We start from the raw sequence: 18,404 nt of genomic DNA on the forward strand, positions 1-18,404 counted from the left end.
GGTCAGGCGTCGCCGCCGGCGTTGCCGGAGGTGCCGGCGTTCACGTCGTGCAGCGCGTACTTCTCGATGGCCTGCGAGACCGACTCCGCGGGGACCTTGCCCTGTCGTGCCAGCTGCTGCAGCACCCGGACGACGACGGACGGGCCGTCGATCTTGAAGTACCGACGGGCAGCGGCACGGGTGTCGGAGAACCCGAACCCGTCGGCACCGAGCACCGCGTAGTCGCCCGGGATCCACTGGCGGACCTGGTCCGGGACCATGTGGTCGAAGTCCGACGTCGCGACGAACGGGCCGTCCGCGCCCTGCAGCTTCTGCGTCAGGTACGGGACCCGAGCCTCGCGCTCCGGGTACAGGAACGCGTCCTGGTCCGCGGCGAGACCGTCACGACGGAGCTCGTTCCACGAGGTGACCGACCAGACGTCGGCCGACACGCCCCAGTCCTTCGCGAGGAGCTCCTGAGCCTCGAGGCCCCACGGCACACCCACGCCCGAGGCGAGGATCTGAGCCTTCGGGCCCTCGGCGTCGGACACCGAGACACGGTGGATGCCGCGCTTGATGCCCTCGACGTCGACGTCCTCCGGCTCGACCGGCTGGATCATCGGCTCGTTGTACACGGTCAGGTAGTACATGACGTTCTGGTCACGCCCGTCCGAGCCGTCCCCGTACATGCGCTCGATGCCGTCGCGCACGATGTGGCGGATCTCGTAGCCGTAGGCCGGGTCGTACTGCACGATCGCGGCGTTCGTCGCCGCGAGGATCGGGGAGTGCCCGTCCGCGTGCTGCAGGCCCTCGCCGGTCAGGGTCGTGCGCCCCGCCGTCGCGCCGATGATGAACCCGCGGGTCATTTGGTCACCGGCAGCCCAGAACTGGTCGCCGGTGCGCTGGAACCCGAACATCGAGTAGAAGATGTAGACGGGGATGAGCGCCTCGCCGTGGGTGGCGTACGACGTGCCGACCGACTGGAACGCGGAGGCCGAACCGGCCTCGTTGATCCCCGTGTGCATGATCTGGCCGGACTCGGACTCCTTGTAGGAGAGCATGAGCTCGCGGTCGACCGCCAGGTAGTTCTGGCCGAGCGTGTTGAAGATCTTCGCCGACGGGAAGATCGAGTCGAGCCCGAACGTCCGGGCCTCGTCCGGGATGATCGGGACGATGCGCTTGCCGATCTCCTTGTCCCGGATCAGATCCTTGAGCAGGCGGACGAACGCCATCGTGGTGGCGATCTCCTGCTTGCCCGAGCCCTTCTTGAGAATCTCGTACGTCTTCTCGCCCGGGAGCTCCAGCGGCGCGGGGGAGTCGCGCCGCTCGGGCACGAACCCGCCGAGACGCTTGCGACGGTCCAGCATGTACTGGATCTCCGGGGCGTCCATGCCCGGGTGGTAGTACGGGGGCTCGTACGGGTTGGCGTCGAGCTCCTCGTCCGTGATCGGGATGCGCAGGTTGTCGCGCAGCACCTTCAGGTCGTCGATGCCGACCTTCTTCATCTGGTGCGTCGAGTTGCGACCCGCGAACGTCGAGCCGAGACCGTAGCCCTTGATCGTGTGCGCGAGGATGACCGTCGGCTGACCGGTGTGGTTGCGCGCCGCCTCGTACGCCGCGAACAGCTTGCGGTAGTCGTGGCCGCCGCGCTTGAGGTTCCAGATGTCGTCGTCGGTCATGTTCTCGACCAGCGCCTTGGTGCGCGGGTCACGGCCGAAGAAGTGCTCGCGGATGAACGCGCCGTCCTCGGCACGGTAGGTCTGGTAGTCGCCGTCCGGCGTCGTGTTCATCAGGTTGACCAGCGCGCGGTCCTTGTCCGCGTTGAGCAGGGTGTCCCACTCGCGGCCCCAGACGACCTTGATGACGTTCCAGCCGGCGCCACGGAAGAAGGCCTCGAGCTCCTGGATGATCTTGCCGTTGCCGCGGACCGGGCCGTCGAGGCGCTGCAGGTTGCAGTTGACCACGAAGTTCAGATTGTCGAGGTTCTGCTGCGCGGCGAGCTGCAGCATGCCGCGCGACTCGGGCTCGTCCATCTCGCCGTCGCCGAGGAACGCCCAGACGTCCTGCTGGCTGGTGTCCTTGATGCCACGGTTGTGCAGGTACTTGTTGGTCCACGCCTGGTAGATCGCCGACGACGGGCCGAGGCCCATGGAGACGGTCGGGAACTCCCAGAAGTCGGGCATGAGGCGCGGGTGCGGGTAGGACGGAAGCCCGCCGCCCTTGTGGGAGTGCTCCTGGCGGAAGCCGTCGAGGTCGTCGGCGGAGAGCCGGCCCTCGAGGAAGGCACGGGAGTACACGCCGGGGGAGGCGTGGCCCTGGAAGTAGATCTGGTCGCCGCCGCCCGGGTGGTCCTTGCCGCGGAAGAAGTGGTTCAGGCCCACCTCGTAGAGCGTCGCCACCGACGCGTAGGACGAGATGTGGCCGCCGACGCTGATCTCGGGACGCTGCGCGCGGGTCACCATGACCGCGGCGTTCCACCGGTTCCAGCTGCGGTACCGGCGCTCGATGACCTCGTCACCGGGGAAGTACGGCTCCTCGTGGACACCGATCGTGTTGACGTACGGCGTGTTGATGGAGGTCGGGATGGCCACGTTGCGTTCCCGCGCCCGCTTCAACAGGTTGAGCAGGACGTACCGGGCGCGGGGACCGCCCCGGTCGTCGATCAGCCCGTCCAGGGACTCGACCCACTCGCTCGTCTCGGCGGGGTCGATGTCCGGTACCTGGCTGAGCAGGCCGTTAATCAGCGGCCTGGTCTCGTCGTTCGATGCCACCAGAATCCTCTTGTCTCGTTCGGAGCTTCGCGCCGGGCTTCGTCTGCCCGGATCTGCTCGCCTCGGACCCCTCAGCGTGCGACGTGCGGCATGGCCGCGGGCACACGGATCAGGATGGTCGCTTCCCATTCTGTTGCCGAACGGCGCAGAAGTCACTCGCACAGCAAAGATCTGGGCGTGATTTCCCTGACATTCCGTGTGAATCATGGTGGCGGAGGCAGAGATCCGCGAGGTGGGCTACCTTTGCGGGCAGAAGCCGCACCTGTGCGGGAAACCCGGTGAGAGGATGAGTAGAACTGTGGCAGCGACCGCTGACCTGTACGACGCGGACCGACTGAGGTTCACGAGCGGACAGGTCGTCCAGGAGTTCGGATGGGGCGAAGACGTCGACGACGACTTGCGTGCTCTGATCGAGAAGGCCGTCGGCTCGGAGCTCGTGGACGAGGACTTCGGTGAGGTCACCGACGCCGTGATCGCCTGGTACCGCGCCGACGACGGCGATCTCACGGATCTCCTCGTGGACGTCCAGACCGTGCTCGACGACGGTGGCCCGATCTGGATCCTCACCCCCAAGCCCGGCCGTGACGAGCACGTCGGCCACCCCGTCATCCAGGAGGCGGCCACCACCGCGGGGCTGCACGCGATGACGACCTTCGCCGTCGCACCCGACTGGTCGGCCACCCGACTCGGTCCCAGCGGGCGCAACCGCTGACGGTGACGCTCGCGGTCGGAGACCGCGTCCCGCGCGTCGTGGCGTCGGACACGTCCGGAGAGCCCGTCGTGCTCGACGGTTCGGAGGAACCGCTCGTCCTCGTGTTCGTCCCCTATGCCTTCTCCCCGGTCTGTACGGTTGAGGTGCATGCTCTCCGGGAGCTGGCGGGCGACGTCGTGCAGGCGGGACTTCGACTTTTCGTGGTCTCCTGCGACCCGCTCCCCGCGCTCCGCGCCTGGCTGGAGCATGAGCCGTACGACGGCGTGAGCGATTTCTGGCCGCACGGTGCGGTGGCGCGTGCCTTTGGTGTGTTCGACGAGGACCGGGGCGCAGCGCGGCGTGGGAGCTTCCTCGTCGCCGACGGTGAGGTCCGCTGGTCCGTGCGGTCCGACCCCGGCTCTGCGCGGCCGACAGCCGCCTATCGCGCCATGATCGACGGGTGGCGCGGTTCCACCTCATCCTGATCGACCCGGTATGCTCCGTGGTTGCCAGGGCCTGTAGCTCAGTTGGTTAGAGCGCCACGTTTACACCGTGGATGTCGGGGGTTCGAGTCCCTCCGGGCCCACCCGTCCCCCGCCTGTTCCTCACCCCTCGCTATTCCTCACCCCTCGCTGTGCCCGGCCCCGCCTTGCGCCCCGTCGCGAGGTCGACCCCTGCGCGCGAGGTCGACCCTGCCAGGCACTACCTCGCGTGCAGGGGTCGACCTCGGGGTGCAGCGACAGGGTCGCAGAGTGAAATGGCCTGGGCCGCCCCAGATCGGCATGCGACGATACGACGATGATCCGACCTGTCGAGCAGTCCGAGAAGCTACGTGGCGTCCTCTACGACATCCGGGGTCCTGTGGCGGCACGCGCGGCAGAGCTCGAGTCCGAGGGGCACCAGATCCTCAAGCTCAACATCGGCAACCCGCAACACTTCGGCTTCGACGCGCCGTCGACGATCCTCCAGGACATGATCGCCGGCCTGCCCGGCTCCGTCGGCTACTCGGAGTCGCGCGGCATCAAGTCGGCACGGCGCGCGGTGGTCAACGAGTACCAGCTCCGCGACGGGTTCCCGCACCTCGACATCGACGACGTCTGGCTCGGCAACGGTGTCTCGGAGCTCATCCAGCTCTCGTTGCAGGCCCTGCTCGACAACGGCGACGAGGTGCTGATCCCCGCGCCGGACTACCCGCTCTGGACCGCCGTCACCAAGCTCGCCGGCGGTGAGCCGGTGCACTACCGGTGCGACGAGAACGACGGCTGGAACCCGGACATCGCCGACCTCGAGTCGAAGATCAACGAGCGCACGCGCGCGATCGTCGTCATCAACCCCAACAACCCGACCGGTGCCGTCTACGACCGGCCGCACCTGGAGCAGATCGCCGAGCTCGCCCGCAAGCACGGGCTGATCCTCATGTCCGACGAGATCTACGACAAGATCCTCTACGACGGCGCACAGCACATCTCGACGGCGTCCGTCGCGCCCGACGTCCTGACGCTCACCTTCGGCGGACTCTCGAAGGCCTACCGCATCTGCGGGTACCGCGCGGGCTGGCTCGTCGTCACGGGCCCCAAGTCGCACGCCAGGAGCTACCTCGAGGGGCTCGACCTCCTCGCGTCGATGCGGCTGTGCCCGAACGTCCCGGCGCAGAACGCGATCCAGGTGGCGCTGGGCGGCTACCAGAGCATCGACGACCTGGTCAGCCCCGGCGGGCGCCTGCGCTCGCAGCGCGACGCGGCGGTCACGGCGCTGGAGAAGATCCCGGGCGTGACCGCGGTGACGCCCAAGGCGGCGCTCTACGTCTTCCCACGTCTCGATCCCGAGGTCTACCCCATCAGGGACGACGAACAGCTCGCTCTCGACCTCCTGCTCCAGGAGAAGATCCTGCTCACCCACGGCACCGGCTTCAACTGGCCGACGCCCGACCACCTGCGGATCGTGACGCTCCCGTGGGCAGAAGATCTGACCGAGGCGATCGGACGGCTCGGGAACTTCCTCTCGACGTACGAGCAGCACTAAGAACGGGCCCCCGCCGCGACCGCGGCAGGGGAGCCGTCAGCGGGGCGGGAGCGACCCGAGACCGTGTGCGGTCAGTGCCCTGTCGACGGCGGCTGCTCGCGCCTCGGGGGAGTAGAGCTCGGTGTCGGCGGTGCTGAGCGACGTCAGGCCCTCGACGAGGCTGACGAGCGCGAGCGTCGTCGCCGCGACGTCCAGACGCGGGTCGTCGGGACGCGCCTCGCCGACCAGACCACGGACGCGCTCGACGAACGACCGGTTGCCGGCGACGTGGCGCGCCCGCAGCTCGTCGTCGTCGAGGGCCGCCGCCAGAAAGCCGAGCCAGATCCGCGCGTCCTGCGTGCGCTCGTCGTCGTCGGGCAGCGCGGCCATCAGCGTCTCGCGGAGCCGGGCGGCCGCGGGTGCGTCGGCCATGTCCTCGTCGATCGCGGCGAGCCGCCGCGCGGCGCGCTCGTGCTGCAGTGCACGCGCATGGGCGAGGAGCGCTCGCTTGTCGGCGAAGGTGTGCATGATCAGGCCGGTGCTGCACCCCGCCTCGCTGGCAACGGCGCGCACGCTCAGCGACTGCGGGCCGCCGCGCGCCATGACGGCACGGACGGCCTCGGAGATCCGGCGTGCCGCGTCGGCGTCCTTGGGGCGTGCCACGTTTCCTCCTCGATCATGCGGCGCGATCGGCGCCGGAACGAGTGTTACGGTAACGCACGTTCCGTCGGATCAGAGAAGTGGGATACACGTGAGCGCACGAACGTTCGAGGTCCGGCACGTCGTCTGGGACCACCCGGATGCCGACCGGCTCCGTCGGGCGCAGCGGGCCGAGCTCGACGAGCGATACGGCTGCGACGACCACGAGCCCGGCGCGGCGCCGACCGCCGAGGACATCGCGGTCTTCGTGCTCGCGCGTGACGCGACCGGCGCGCCGGTCGCCTGCGGTGGCCTGCGCATGCTCGACGTCGCTGGCCCGCCGTCCGCGGAGATCAAACGCATGTTCGTGGTCCCGGCCTCGCGCGGATCGGGCGTGGCCTCCGTCGTGCTGCGCGCGCTCGAGGACGCGGCGAGCGAGCGCGGCGTGCGCCGGCTCGTCCTGGAGACCGGCACCGAGCAGCCCGACGCCGTGCGCTTCTACGAACGGGAGGGTTACTCCGAGATCCCTCTCTACGGGCCGTACGTCGGTTCGGAGCTCTCCCGGTGCTTCGCGCGGACGCTCGACTGACTGAGGCTCGCGCTCGGAATCGGTCGTCGTCCGCGGGGCGGGCACGAGAGACTGGCCCCATGCACCTCGTCTGCCGACCCGGCACCGGCCGCCCTGACGGCCCCGAGGTGCTCGCCGTGCCGCCGGGGCAGGACGTGGCGCAACCGCCCGAGACCTTCACGACGGCGTACGAGCGGTCGTCGTCGACGGACCGGTGGGTGTGGGCGGACACGGCCGTGACCTATCGCGACCTGCTGCGCGGGGGGCATCGCGTCGAGCGTGCCCACGACCTGCGGCTTGCGCGCAGGGTGCTGCGCTCGGCGGCGGCCCTCGAGGCGTCGACGTACGCGACAGCGCCCGCCGATCCCTGGGACGATCCCGCGCCCGTCGCGTCGTCGTTCCCGGCACGGCAGGCGGAGACGCTCTTCGACGTGGCGGCGCCGGTCGCGCCCGACCCCGTCGAGGAGCTCCTCGCGCAGCAGGGGGCCGTGGACGGTTCGGCCCGCCCCGGTGCCCTCCGCCTGCTGCTTGCGGCGGAGTCGTCCGCCGCCCTCGTCGCGGCCGAGATGCACCATGCCGGCCTGCCGTGGAGCGCCCGCGTGCACGACGAGCTCCTGCGGTCGGAGCTCGGACCCCGGCCCCGTGACGGCGAGCGACCGGCGCGCATGCACGAGCTTGTCGAGTCGGTCCGGGCCGCGCTGGACGCGCCGTCCCTGAACCCCGACAGCCAGCCGGACCTTCTGCGCGCGCTGCGGTACGCCGGGGTGTCGGTCGACTCGACACGTCAGTGGGACCTCGAGCGCGTCGACCACCCCGTGATCGGACCGCTGCTCGAGTACAAGAGACTCGCCCGGCTCCTGACGGCCAACGGGTGGGCGTGGATCGACGCCTGGGTGCACGACGGCCGGTTCCGGCCGGACTACGTCGTCTCCGGCGCACCGTCGGGTCGATGGGCGACCAGCGGCGGGGGAGCCCTGCAGCTCCCGCACGCCGTCCGCCCCGCAGTGGTGGCCGACCCCGGCTGGACCCTCGTCGTCGCCGACGCGGCCCAGCTCGAACCGCGGGTGCTCGCCGGTCTGGCGCGCGACGAGCGGTTGGCGACCGCGGGCCGCGGAGGCGATATCTACGCGGGGCTCGTGGACCAAGGGGTGGTCGACTCGCGCGAGCACGCGAAGGTCGGGATGCTCGGCGCGCTGTACGGCGGCACGTCGGGCGACAGCGGCCTGGTGCGCCCGCGGTTGGTCCGTGCGTTTCCCGCTGCTCTGGGTTTTGTCGACGCGGCAGCGCGCGAGGGTGAACGCGGGCGGCGGGTCAGCACCCTGCTCGGCCGGACCTCACCCCCGCCGTCGGGCGGGTGGGGCGAGGCCCAGAGCGGTGCGTTCGCCGACTCCGCCACGGCCGACGACGAGTCCCGGGCCCGCGCGACGGGGCGTGCCCAGGGGCGGTTCACCCGGAACTTCGTCGTCCAGGGGACCGCGGCCGAGTGGGCCTCGTGCTGGCTGGCGAGCATCAGGCAGCGGCTCGCGGCCCTGCCGGTCGCCACCGACGCCTGCCTCGCGCCGGCGCCGTTCGCCGAGCAGGCCCACCTCGTCTACTTTCTCCATGACGAGGTGGTGGTGCACGCTCCGGCGGGGCAGGCCGACGACGTCGCGGCGATCCTGCGTGAGTCGGCCGCGGCCGCAGGGCGACTTCTCTTCGGCGACCTCGACCTCGACTTCCCCGTGACCGTCGCCGTCGTCGAGTCGTACGCCCGGGCGAAGTGACTACCCTGAGCACGTGACCTCACCACGCCTCAGTGACGTCGTCGGCGTCCTCCACGACCTCTATCCGCCCGGAACAGCGCAGGACTGGGACGCCGTCGGGCTGGCCGCGGGCGACCCGGACGCGCCCGTCGCCAAGATCCTGTTCGCCGTCGACCCGGTCGAGACCGTCGTCGACGAGGCGCTCGAGTGGGGCGCCGACCTCCTGCTGACGCACCATCCGCTGTTCCTGCGGGGTGTCCACGGGGTCGCGGCCACGACCGCGAAGGGCGCGCTCGTGCACCGGCTCATCCGCGGTGGTTGCGGGCTCTACGTGGCCCACACGGACGCCGACGCGGCACCCGGAGGTGTCGCCGACGCACTGGCCGAGGTGCTCGGCGTCGAGAACCGGGTCCCGCTCGTCCCCGGTGACGACCCGGACCGGGGGATCGGCCGCGTCGGGGCGCTCGCGGAACCGACGAGCCTGGCGTCCTTCGCCCGCCGCGCTGCGCGAGTGCTGCCGGCGACCACCCAGGGGGTCCGGGTGGCGGGCGACCCGGATGCGCTCGTGAGCACCGTGGCCGTGGTCGGCGGCGCGGGAGACTCGCTCTTCGACGCGGTGCGCGCCAGCGGCGCCGACGTCTACGTCACGGGTGACCTGCGCCACCACCCGGCGTCCGAGCTGCGGGAGCGTGCTGCCCACGACGGCCGCGCGAGCGGCGGTGCGGCCACGCCGTACCTCGTCGACGTCGCGCACTTCGCCGGAGAGTGGACGTGGCTCGCCGCCGCGGCCAGCACGGTGGCCCACCGCCTCGCCGGTACGGTAGAGACCCGCGTCAGCACGCGCTGCACCGACCCGTGGACGTTCCAGATCCCGTCGTCCGACGCTCCCGACCGAGAGGACCACCCGTGACCACAGCACCGCCCGAGGATCAGCACCGACTCCTGGCCGTCCAGGACGTCGACATCCGGATCCAGCAGCTCGAGCACAAGAAGCGCAACCTCCCCGTGCTGGAGCGCATCGCCGAGCTCGACGGGCAGCTGAGCGACCTCTCGTCGTCGCTGGTCCAGTCCCGCACGCGTGCCTCCGACCTGCGACGCGAGCTCACCAAGGCCGAGGGCGACGTCGAGCAGGTGCGCACACGTGCCGCGCGGGACCAGTCGCGACTGGACTCCGGGCAGGTCGGCGCGAAGGACGCGCAGGCGCTGATGAGCGAGCTCGAGACGCTCGGGCGTCGCCAGGAGGCGCTGGAGGAGGTGGAGCTCGAGGTGATGGAGCGGCTGGAGGCGCACACCGCGTCGCTGCAGAGCGTCGAGACGGCGCACGCCGAGCTCGAGGCCGCCCGGACCGCTGCTGTCGCCGAGCGCGACGCGGAGACCGCGGAGATCGACCGCAGCCTCGAGGTGGCCCAGGCGGACCGTGCTCGGGCCGTCGAGGGCATCGACGCACCGCTGCTCGCCCTCTACGACAAGGTGCGGGTCAAGACCGGTGGCCGTGGCGTCGTCGCGCTCAAGGGCTCGTTCCTCGAGGGGCTGAACCTGAATCTCGCGCCCGCGGAGGTCGCCGAGATCACGGCGGCTGCTCCCGAGACGGTCGTCCGGCTCGAGGACCACGGCCACATCGTCGTCCGCGGAGACTTCTAGGTCGTGGGCCGGCGACACCTGGTCGTCGAGGCCGACGGTGGCTCCCGCGGCAACCCGGGCCCTGCCGGCTACGGCACGCTCGTCCGGGACGACGACGGGGCCGTTCTCGCAGAACGCGCGGGCTATCTGGGTGAGACGACGAACAACGTCGCCGAGTACACGGCACTTGTCGTCGGGCTGACGGCCGCGGCGGCGATCGACCCTGCGGCGGTCGTCGACGTCCGGATGGACTCGAAGCTCGTCGTCGAGCAGATGAGCGGCAGATGGAAGATCAAGCACGAGGACATGCGTCGGCTTGCCGAGCGGGCGCGGTCCGTGATCGACCCGGAGCAGGTCCGCTACACGTGGATCCCCCGCGCGGAGAACTCGGCGGCCGACGCCCTGGCGAACGAGGCCATGGACACGCGGGAGGCCGAGATCGTCCGGGACTTCGGCGACGTCGTCACCTCTGGGCAGGCGGAGGGTGGGCCACAGGCCGGCGGCGGCCCGCGCCGTCGTCTGGACCCGTCCGTCGCCACGACCCTGGTGCTCGTGAGACACGGTGAGACCGCGCTGACCGAGCGCGGTGCGTACTCCGGCGCGGTCGCTCCCGGCCCTGCCCTCACGTCGACGGGCCGGATCCAGGCGGCTCGAGCCGCCGATCTCGTCCAGCGGGTCGGTCGCAAGGCCTGGGGCGACCTCCCGTTCGTGTCCCGGATCGTCGCGTCGCCCCTCGAGCGAGCAGCCGAGACAGCGGCTGCGCTCGGCCGGCGGCTCGGGCTGCACGTCCGTCCGGACGCCCGTCTGCGCGAGTGTGCGTTCGGCGACTGGGAGTCTTTGACGGCCGACGAGATCGATGCGCGGTGGCCCGGGGAGCTCGCGGAGTGGTACGAGTCCGGGACGTCCGTACCGCCCGGCGGTGGCGAGAGCGCGCGGGACGTCGGGGAGCGGGTTGCGCCCGCGCTCGCGGAGCTGGTGGCCGCGCATCCCGGGGCGAGCGTCGCGGTCGTGGGTCACACGATCCAGATCCGCGCGGCCCTGGGACTCGCCCTCGACGTCCCGCCGTCGCGGTGGGGCACGATCCGTCTGCCTCCGGCGTCGGTCTCGATCCTCCGCGTCTGGCCCGAGGGCCTGACGGAGGTCGTGGCGATCGGGGTGCCGAGCGACCTCTGACGCGGCTACGAGATGAGGAGCTCGAGCGTGCGTGGCCCACGCCCGCTCGCGGAGAGCCCGGCCTCGAGCAGCGTGTAGTGCAGCCCGCTGCCGACCTCCGTGCCGACCGTGGTCCCGACCAGCTCTTCGGTCGCCTTGAGAAGCTCGTCGGCCGAGGTCGGCTCTCCCGGGCGCTGGAGGAGGTGGCCCGTCAGGACGCCGCGGGTGTGCTTCGCGTTGTGAGAGACGACCTTGCGCACGCCGGCAACCTCGCGGACGACCTTGACCGCGACCCAGTCGGCGTCGGCGGGCGGCTTCCACGCCGCTGCGTACGGTGCGGACCGGCAGTCGACGACGACGTCGCCACCCGCGCGGGCGTCGAGCGCACCTGACAGGTGCGGGCGCCACGTCGTCGCCAGCTTTCCCAGGCCCGGCAGCGTGCCCATCGAGAGCCGGTAGGCCGGGATGAGGTCGCCGGGCGCGACGGCACCCCACAAGGCCGAGATCGTGAGGACCGAGCGGTCGGCGCGTTCCGCCGCCGCGGGACGGAGGGCGTCGAGTCCGGCGGCCGCGTAGAGCACACCGGTGTACACCGACGAGGCGGGAGCCGTAGGTGCGCCGTCGAGGTGCAGGTTCCGTTCGACGTCGGACGCGACCCCGGCCCCGACCCCGAGGAGCTCGAGGGCATCGGGTCGCGCGCTTACGTCGGCGAGGACGTCCAGGACGGCCCGACGGTGCGCGTTCAGCGTGGGGTGGCTGAGCTTCTCGAGAGTGAAGGGTGCCCCGGTCGTGGGGGCGGTCTTTCCCTCGGACGGGGGGAGGAGGACGAGCACCGTCCTACTCTATGCGGGCTCCGGGGCGGGCTCGTCGCCCGGCGGTACCCTGCCGGGATGGTGCAGGTGAAGATCTACGGTCGACGTGAGGTGTGGAGCGATCGGAAGCAGGAGCTCTCGGACGTCGTCCACCGGTGCGTCGTCGCGGTATGGAAGATCCCCGAGGACAAGCGTTTTCATCGAATCCTCCTGGCCGAACCGGGAGAGTTGATCGCGCCGACGAGGTCAGATTCATATCTGATTGTTGAGATTGTCTGCTTTGCAGGCCGTTCGGTTGACGCGAAGAGAGAGCTGGTGCGCGCGATGTACGACGACGTCGCCCCGGCGCTCGGGCTCCGGGCGGACGACCTTGAGGTCGTGATCCTCGAGGCCCCACGCGAGAACTGGGGGATCCGCGGGTTCGTCGGCGACGAGCTCACCCTCGGGTACCGGGTGGACCTCTGAGCACCGGTACACTTCTGGTGCGGATGAGTCGGCCGGACGGTCGCGTCGCCGGGCAACCGGTGCCGAGGAACGTCCGGGCTCCACAGAGCGCGGTGGTGGGTAACGCCCACCCGGGGTGACCCGCGGGACAGTGCCACAGAAAACAGACCGCCCATCGGTTTCGGCCGGTGGGTCAGGGTGAAACGGTGGTGTAAGAGACCACCAGCGGGCCGGGTGACCGGTCCGGCTAGGTAAACCCCACCGGGAGCAAGGTCGCACAGGATGCGTACGAGGGCTGCTCGCCCGAGCATCCGGGTAGACCGCTGGAGACGTGCGGCGACGTACGTCCTAGATGGATGGCCGTCTCCCGCTCGCGGGCAACTGCGGGCGGTGACAGAACCCGGCGTACAGGCCGACTCATCCGCTCACTCTTAGTGAACGTTCAATTGAATCGTCGGTGCACCCTGTGGGTCGATCATGGATTCACCCCACAAGACCTTTCGCATCATGCATTAGGTGGGTTATGTTTCCCCCACCAAGGCAGAAAGGAAACGGGTGATGCGGATTCCGCAGCCAGGAGGGGGCGGGCCTTGACCCCAGATAGTGGACACGCGCTGGGTGGTTAGGCGACCAGTCGCAGCGTAGCGGTGGTCGTGGTCTCGTAGGTGATCGGTGAGCGGTATCCGCACCAGGAGTGGCGGCGGCGCTTGTTGTAGTGGTTGATCCAGCGGAACACGGTCCGGCGGGCGTGTTCGGGGCCGTGGTAGGCGTGCGCGCCGGCGAGGGTTTCGCGTTTCATCGTGGCGTTGAACGACTCCGCCAGGGCGTTGTCCGCGCTGGAGCCCACGGCGCCCATGGACTGCAGCACGCCGTGGCGGGCGCAGGCAGCGGCGTAGTCCTTGGAGGTGTAGACCGCCCCATGGTCGGCGTGGAAGATCGCGTCAGTCAGGGTGCCGCGTTCACGGGCTGCGGCATCCAGGGCGTCGATGACGAGCTCGGTGCGCATGTGGTCGGCGATCGACCAGCCGACCAGTCGGCGTGAGTAGCAGTCGATCACGGTGGCCAGGTAGAGGAATGTGCCGTCACCGCAGGGCAGGTAGGTGATGTCGCCGACGTACTTGCGGTTCGCCTCGACGGCGGTGAAGTCGCGGCCCAGTAGATCGGGGTACTTGCGATCGGCGGGTTCAGGGATCGTGGTGCGTACACGTCGGCGCAGCCGCAGCCCGGGCAGAGCGTGCTGACGCATCACGCGGGCGACTCGCTTGCGGTTGACCCGCTCAGGCTCGGCGACGCCGTCGTTGAGGTCCGCGGTCACCCGCGGCGCCCCGTAGGCCTTGTCCTTCTTCTGCACCGCCACGATCCGCGCGGCCAGGGCGTCGTCAGCGGCCTTGCGGGCGGCCCTGGCGCCAGCGGTGGCGACCCACTTGTAGTACGACGAACGGGCGATCCCCATGACCCTGCACAGCCGCTTGACCTCGAAGGTGTCGCAGTGGTCGGCGACGAACTGGAAGCGGCTCACCAGTTCGTCTCCCCGGCGAAATATTTCGCCGCCTTCTTCAAGATGTCCTTCTCGGTCTCGGTGCGCTTGAGATCTGCCTCCAGGCGGGCGACCTGGGCGCGCAGCCGGGCGTTCTCCTCCTCGGCGGTCCCGGCCCCACCACCGGTGGTCGACGACGCCGTCGTCCCGGAGGCCGACCTTGTCGGCACGCCGGCTGCCTTGAGCCAGCTCGACAACGTCGCGTCGTAGACCCCGAGCTCGTCCGCGATCTGTCTGATCGTCGCGCCATCGGTGCACCGGTAGAGCTCGACCGCATCGAGGCGGAACTCCTCGGAATAGTTCTTCCTCGCCATGAGTGGATCATCTCGCTTCCTCCAGGACGAACCTGGATCAAGCGTGTCCACTATCTGGGGTCAAGGCCCGGCATCGTTCTTCGCGAGCGCGAGGGCGAAAGTGTTGTGGAGCTGTGGGGCGAGATCGACATCTCTCTGCGTGCCGAGGCGGGCGAGGTGATGTCGGACGCCGTCGAGCGTGGACTGCCGGTGGTGCTCGACACCCGGAAGGTCGCCTTCATGGACTCGACGGGAATCGCGTTCCTCGTGCAGTTCGTGACTCTCGGTCGCGAGCGCGGGTTCTCGGTGGCGCTCCCGGACCCGCCGGCTGCCGTCGTTGACGTCCTCGAGATCGTCGGGGTCCAGGGTCTCTTCGCGACCGGCCCCCGGGTGATCCGGCGCCAGAGCGCCTGAGCCCTACTTCTTCTGCCGGGCGGCCATGCGGGCCGCACCCACGATCCCTGCCGCGTTGCGCAGTGTCGCCGGGACGATCTCGGCACGCAGGTCGAGCAGCGGCAGGAACTTCTTGTGATGCTTGCTCACGCCGCCGCCGATGACGATGAGATCGGGCGCGAGGAGGAACTCGACGGTCTCGAAGTACCGCTGGAGCCGCTCCGCCCAGGCCTCCCAGCTCAGGTCCTCCCGCTCTTTCGCACTGTGTGCCGCGCGGCTCTCCGCGTCGTGCCCGTCGATCTCCAGGTGGCCTAGCTCGGTGTTGCGCACGAGCCGTCCGTCGGTGAAAAGTGCGCTGCCGATCCCGGTGCCGAGCGTCGCGACGAGCACCGTGCCCTTTGCCTTGCGTGCCGCACCGAACGTCAGCTCGCCCACCCCTGCCGCGTCGGCGTCGTTGAGCGCGACGGCGCGGCGCCCGGTGGCTCGTTCGACGATCTCCGGCAGGTGCGTGCCCTGCCACGACGCGTCGAGGTTGGCGATGCTCGTCACGACACCGTCGTGGATCGGCCCGGGGAACGCGATCCCGACCGGCAGCTTCTTGGGCAGGTCGTAGGCGTCGACGAGCTCGCGGATCACCTCGGCGACGGCGTCCGGCGTCGAGGGCTGCGGCGTCGCGATGCGGTGACGCTCCTCGGCGAACTCGCCCGTCGTGAGATCGACGGGCGCGCCCTTGATCCCCGAACCGCCGACGTCGATCCCGAAGGCCACGCGCTTCGATGTCTTCTTCTTGCCCATGACGCCGTCCCTTGATCACTGCGTGCGGTCGGATCCCGCCGGTCTGCGGGCAGTCTACGGATTCCTGGCGGATCTGCGACGTCGGCCGGTGATCACGTGCCTCACAGTGCACGCCGGGGCAGGATGGGGGCATGAGCGACGAGGGAGCACGAGAGTTCTATTTCGACACCGAGAGCGGCGAGGTCTCGGAGGGTCGACGCAGTGACTGGACGTCGCGGCTGGGGCCCTACCCGACGCGAGAGGCCGCGGAGAACGCCCTCGCGACCGCTCGGGCGCGGACCGAGGCCTGGGACGCGGAGGACGAGGACGACTCCTAGCGGACCCGTCGGGCCTACGTCTCGAACGTGTGCTCGGGTGCCGGGAACTCCGTGCTCCGCACGGCGGTGACGTAGTCGGACGCCGCCGACTCCAGCGCCGCCCCGATCTCGGCGAACCGGCGGGCGAACCGTGGCGACCACGGCCCCATGCCCGCCATGTCCGTCCACACGAGCACCTGGCCGTCGCACGCCGTCCCGGCGCCGATACCGATCGTCGGGACGGTCAGTGCCGCGCTGACCCGTTCGGCCACGGGCCCCGGGACCATCTCGAGGACGACGGCGCACGCCCCGGCCTCCTCGAGGGCGAGCGCGTCCTCGAGGAGCCTGGCCGCGGCGTCGTCCCCGCGGCCCTGGACCCGGTGCCCGCCGAGCGTGTTCTCGGACTGCGGTGTGAACCCGAGGTGCCCGAACACGGGGATCCCGGACTCGACCATGAGGCGCAGGTGCGGGGCGACGCGCGTCCCGCCCTCGATCTTGACCGCGTGCGCGCCGCCCTCCTTCAGCAGCCGGACCGCGGTCGCGTGCGCCTGGGCGGGCGAGGCCTCGTAGCTGCCGAAGGGCAGGTCGACGAGCACGAGGGCGCGCCGGGCGGCGCGCGTGACCGAGCGTGCGGCGACGATCATCTCGTCGACGGTCACGGGGATCGTGTTCGCGTGCCCGAGCATGTTGTCGCCGACCGAGTCGCCGACGAGGAGCATGTCGACACCCGCGGCGTCGAAGATCCGGGCCGTCGGACCGTCGTACGCCGTCAGCATCGTGAGCTTCTCACCGGCGGCCTTCGCCTCGGTCAGGTGGTGGACGCGGACACGCTTGCGGTCCGCGACCGACGGGGTGGTGGGCTGGTTCATGGTGTCCTCGGGTCTCGATTCGGCAGGGGTGCACGCGTCGTGCGGGTCAGGCCTCGCGCCATCGTGAGGTCACGGGCAGGCGTCGGTCACGGCCGAAGGCCAGGGCGGTGACCTTGGGTCCGAGCGGGTACTGCCGCCGCTTCCACTCCGCACGGTCCACGAGCGAGAGCACCTTGTCGACGACCGCCGGGTCGAACCCGCGGGCGAGGAGGTCGGCCCGACCCTCGGCATGCTCGACGTAGGCGTCGAGGACCTCGTCGAGCAGGTCGTACGGCGGCAGCGAGTCCTGGTCGACCTGACCAGGGCGCAGCTCGGCCGACGGCGGCTTGGTGATCGAGCTCTCCGGGATCGGTGGGATCTCCCCGCGGTCGAGCGCTGCGTTGTTGCGCCAGCGGGCCAGCGCCCAGACCCGTGACTTGTCCACGTCCTTGATCGGTGCGTACCCGCCGACCGCGTCGCCGTAGACCGTCGAGTAGCCCACCGCCAGCTCGGTCTTGTTGCCCGTGGCGAGGACGAGATGGCCGTCCGTGTTGGAGAGCGCCATCAGGATGTTGCCTCGGACGCGTGCCTGGATGTTCTCGGCCGCGACACCCTCGAGGCCCAGCGCGGCCTCGTAGCTCTCGACGACCGGGCCGATCGGCTGCACCCGGTACGTGGCACCGATCCGCTCGGCGAGGTCGGCGGCGTCGTCCTTCGAGTGCCCCGAGGAGTAGCGGGACGGCATCGAGACGCCGACGACGTTCTCCCCGCCGATCGCGTCCGCGGCCATCACGGCGACGAGCGCCGAGTCGATCCCTCCCGACAGCCCGAGGGCGACGCTGCGGAACCCGTTCTTGCGGACGTACCCGGCCAGCCCGGCGACGCAGGCGCGGTACACGAGCTCGTCCGGGTCCAGCTCGGCGGTGACCTCGGTGCGGAGGAGCGGCGCGTCGTCCTCGGGGAGCGTCCACAGCAGAAGGTGCTCGTCGAACCGGGGTGCCGTCGCGAGGATCTCGCCGTCGGGCGACGCCACGAACGACCCCCCGTCGAAGACGAGGTCGTCCTGCCCGCCGACCATGTTCACGTACGCGAGCGGCGCGCCGACCTGCGCGGCGCGTCGTGCGGCGAGCTCGGTGCGCTGGTGCTCCTTGCCCTCCTCGAACGGCGACCCGTTGATCACGAGCAGCAGGTCGGCCCCGGCGTCCGCCACCTGGGCCGTCGGCCCGTCCTGCCAGATGTCCTCGCAGACGAGCAGGCCGACACGGCGGCCCCCGACGTCGACGACGCACGGATCCGTGCCCGGCTCGAAGATCCGGAACTCGTCGAACACGCCGTAGTTGGGCAGGTGGTGCTTGTCGTAGGACGTGACGACGGCGCCGTCCCGGACGACGACGGCACGGTTCGTCGGCAGCTCGTGGGCCGCCCCGACGTGCGCGCGGCCGGTCCCCGACGTCCCCACGGTGCCGAAGACGACCGTGAGGTTCCCCAGGCCGTCCTGCGCGAGCCGAGTCGCGACGTCGGCCGCGGCGTCCCAGGCCGCCCGGCGGAACGAACCGCGCAGGGCGAGGTCCTCGATCGGATACCCCGTGAGCGTCATCTCGGGGAACGCGACGAGGTCGGCCCCGGCCTCCGCGGCACGTCGTGTCCACTCGACGACGGTCGCCGAGTTGGCGTCCAGGTCGCCGACGCACGTGTCGACCTGCGCGAGCGCGATCCTTAGTTCAGGCATGCGGTCAGCCTACCGACCGGCGGGGGTGTGCTCGCTGCGTTCGACGGCCGCCCGGCGTGCGAGGTATCCCTGGGCTCCGCCATCAGGCAGGATG

General features: G+C 70.6%; 18 protein-coding genes, 1 tRNA gene and 1 other RNA gene. 13 read left to right on the forward strand and 7 right to left on the reverse strand.

The window, feature by feature from the left end:
• Positions 1-2 precede the first annotated feature (2 nt).
• A complete protein-coding gene (gene aceE, locus BLU20_RS07375) occupies positions 3-2,750 on the reverse strand; it encodes a pyruvate dehydrogenase (acetyl-transferring), homodimeric type (protein WP_083372115.1) in 2,748 nt (915 codons plus the stop codon).
• A 286-nt stretch (positions 2,751-3,036) separates the two neighbouring features.
• On the opposite strand from aceE, the gene BLU20_RS07380 reads away from it, so the two are divergent.
• From BLU20_RS07380 to BLU20_RS07395, 4 genes are all read left to right on the forward strand, one after another.
• Positions 3,037-3,462: a DUF3052 domain-containing protein gene (locus tag BLU20_RS07380; protein ID WP_029253642.1), complete on the forward strand. Its 426-nt coding sequence runs from the start codon at positions 3,037-3,039 to the stop codon at positions 3,460-3,462.
• Between the two features lie 2 nt (positions 3,463-3,464).
• Complete coding sequence (locus BLU20_RS07385) at positions 3,465-3,926, forward strand: redoxin domain-containing protein (protein WP_083372116.1); 462 nt, start codon at positions 3,465-3,467, stop codon at positions 3,924-3,926.
• A 27-nt stretch (positions 3,927-3,953) separates the two neighbouring features.
• Positions 3,954-4,027 (forward strand) — tRNA-Val (locus tag BLU20_RS07390).
• 212 nt (positions 4,028-4,239) lie between these two features.
• Positions 4,240-5,463 carry a pyridoxal phosphate-dependent aminotransferase gene (locus BLU20_RS07395; protein WP_083372117.1) on the forward strand — a complete coding sequence of 408 codons (1,224 nt, stop codon included), beginning with the start codon at positions 4,240-4,242 and terminating at the stop codon, positions 5,461-5,463.
• Positions 5,464-5,499: 36 nt separating this feature from the next.
• Here BLU20_RS07395 and BLU20_RS07400 read toward each other — a convergent pair whose 3' ends face one another.
• A complete protein-coding gene (locus BLU20_RS07400) occupies positions 5,500-6,105 on the reverse strand; it encodes a TetR/AcrR family transcriptional regulator (protein WP_083372118.1) in 606 nt (201 codons plus the stop codon).
• Positions 6,106-6,193: 88 nt separating this feature from the next.
• Between BLU20_RS07400 and BLU20_RS07405 the strand changes: the two genes are divergently transcribed.
• The 5 genes from BLU20_RS07405 to BLU20_RS07425 are packed head-to-tail and all read left to right on the forward strand — an operon-like array spanning position 6,194 to position 11,184.
• Positions 6,194-6,670 carry a GNAT family N-acetyltransferase gene (locus tag BLU20_RS07405; protein WP_231959139.1) on the forward strand — a complete coding sequence of 159 codons (477 nt, stop codon included), beginning with the start codon at positions 6,194-6,196 and terminating at the stop codon, positions 6,668-6,670.
• 59 nt (positions 6,671-6,729) lie between these two features.
• Positions 6,730-8,412, forward strand: coding sequence for a bifunctional 3'-5' exonuclease/DNA polymerase (locus BLU20_RS07410; RefSeq protein ID WP_083372120.1), 1,683 nt, complete (start codon positions 6,730-6,732; stop codon positions 8,410-8,412).
• A gap of 13 nt (positions 8,413-8,425) precedes the next feature.
• The gene (locus BLU20_RS07415; protein ID WP_083372121.1) at positions 8,426-9,301 is read left to right on the forward strand and encodes a Nif3-like dinuclear metal center hexameric protein; all 876 of its coding nucleotides are present in this window, start codon (positions 8,426-8,428) and stop codon (positions 9,299-9,301) included.
• Complete coding sequence (locus BLU20_RS07420) at positions 9,298-10,032, forward strand: zinc ribbon domain-containing protein (RefSeq protein ID WP_083372122.1); 735 nt, start codon at positions 9,298-9,300, stop codon at positions 10,030-10,032. Before BLU20_RS07415 ends, BLU20_RS07420 begins: the two co-directional genes overlap by 4 nt.
• Before the next feature lie 3 nt (positions 10,033-10,035).
• Positions 10,036-11,184 carry a bifunctional RNase H/acid phosphatase gene (locus tag BLU20_RS07425; RefSeq protein WP_083372123.1) on the forward strand — a complete coding sequence of 383 codons (1,149 nt, stop codon included), beginning with the start codon at positions 10,036-10,038 and terminating at the stop codon, positions 11,182-11,184.
• A 5-nt stretch (positions 11,185-11,189) separates the two neighbouring features.
• Here BLU20_RS07425 and BLU20_RS07430 read toward each other — a convergent pair whose 3' ends face one another.
• Positions 11,190-11,996 carry a YaaA family protein gene (locus tag BLU20_RS07430; RefSeq protein ID WP_083372124.1) on the reverse strand — a complete coding sequence of 269 codons (807 nt, stop codon included), beginning with the start codon at positions 11,994-11,996 and terminating at the stop codon, positions 11,190-11,192.
• A gap of 57 nt (positions 11,997-12,053) precedes the next feature.
• On the opposite strand from BLU20_RS07430, the gene BLU20_RS07435 reads away from it, so the two are divergent.
• Both BLU20_RS07435 and rnpB read left to right on the forward strand, forming a co-directional pair.
• Complete coding sequence (locus BLU20_RS07435; protein WP_083372125.1) at positions 12,054-12,440, forward strand: tautomerase family protein; 387 nt, start codon at positions 12,054-12,056, stop codon at positions 12,438-12,440.
• A 24-nt stretch (positions 12,441-12,464) separates the two neighbouring features.
• An RNA gene (gene rnpB, locus BLU20_RS07440) (RNase P RNA component class A) lies at positions 12,465-12,843 on the forward strand.
• 198 nt (positions 12,844-13,041) lie between these two features.
• On the opposite strand, the gene BLU20_RS07445 is transcribed toward rnpB, so the two are convergent.
• A protein-coding gene (locus BLU20_RS07445) for an IS3 family transposase (protein ID WP_407946453.1) occupies positions 13,042-14,270 on the reverse strand; the annotation gives its coding sequence in 2 pieces (ribosomal slippage) (positions 13,042-13,955 and positions 13,955-14,270; 1,230 coding nt in all).
• Between the two features lie 72 nt (positions 14,271-14,342).
• Between BLU20_RS07445 and BLU20_RS07450 the strand changes: the two genes are divergently transcribed.
• Positions 14,343-14,663, forward strand: coding sequence for an STAS domain-containing protein (locus BLU20_RS07450; protein ID WP_269457237.1), 321 nt, complete (start codon positions 14,343-14,345; stop codon positions 14,661-14,663).
• 3 nt (positions 14,664-14,666) lie between these two features.
• On the opposite strand, the gene ppgK is transcribed toward BLU20_RS07450, so the two are convergent.
• Positions 14,667-15,437, reverse strand: coding sequence for a polyphosphate--glucose phosphotransferase (gene ppgK / locus BLU20_RS07455; RefSeq protein WP_083372126.1), 771 nt, complete (start codon positions 15,435-15,437; stop codon positions 14,667-14,669).
• Between the two features lie 131 nt (positions 15,438-15,568).
• Between ppgK and BLU20_RS07460 the strand changes: the two genes are divergently transcribed.
• A complete protein-coding gene (locus BLU20_RS07460; protein ID WP_029253629.1) occupies positions 15,569-15,754 on the forward strand; it encodes a hypothetical protein in 186 nt (61 codons plus the stop codon).
• Positions 15,755-15,768: 14 nt separating this feature from the next.
• Here BLU20_RS07460 and panB read toward each other — a convergent pair whose 3' ends face one another.
• Positions 15,769-16,602, reverse strand: coding sequence for a 3-methyl-2-oxobutanoate hydroxymethyltransferase (panB, locus tag BLU20_RS07465; RefSeq protein ID WP_083372127.1), 834 nt, complete (start codon positions 16,600-16,602; stop codon positions 15,769-15,771).
• A gap of 46 nt (positions 16,603-16,648) precedes the next feature.
• Positions 16,649-18,310: an NAD+ synthase gene (locus tag BLU20_RS07470; protein WP_029253627.1), complete on the reverse strand. Its 1,662-nt coding sequence runs from the start codon at positions 18,308-18,310 to the stop codon at positions 16,649-16,651.
• Positions 18,311-18,404: the final 94 nt, after the last annotated feature.

Origin of the sequence: Paraoerskovia marina (assembly GCF_900105445.1) — a bacterium.
GTDB lineage: Bacteria > Actinomycetota > Actinomycetes > Actinomycetales > Cellulomonadaceae > Paraoerskovia > Paraoerskovia marina.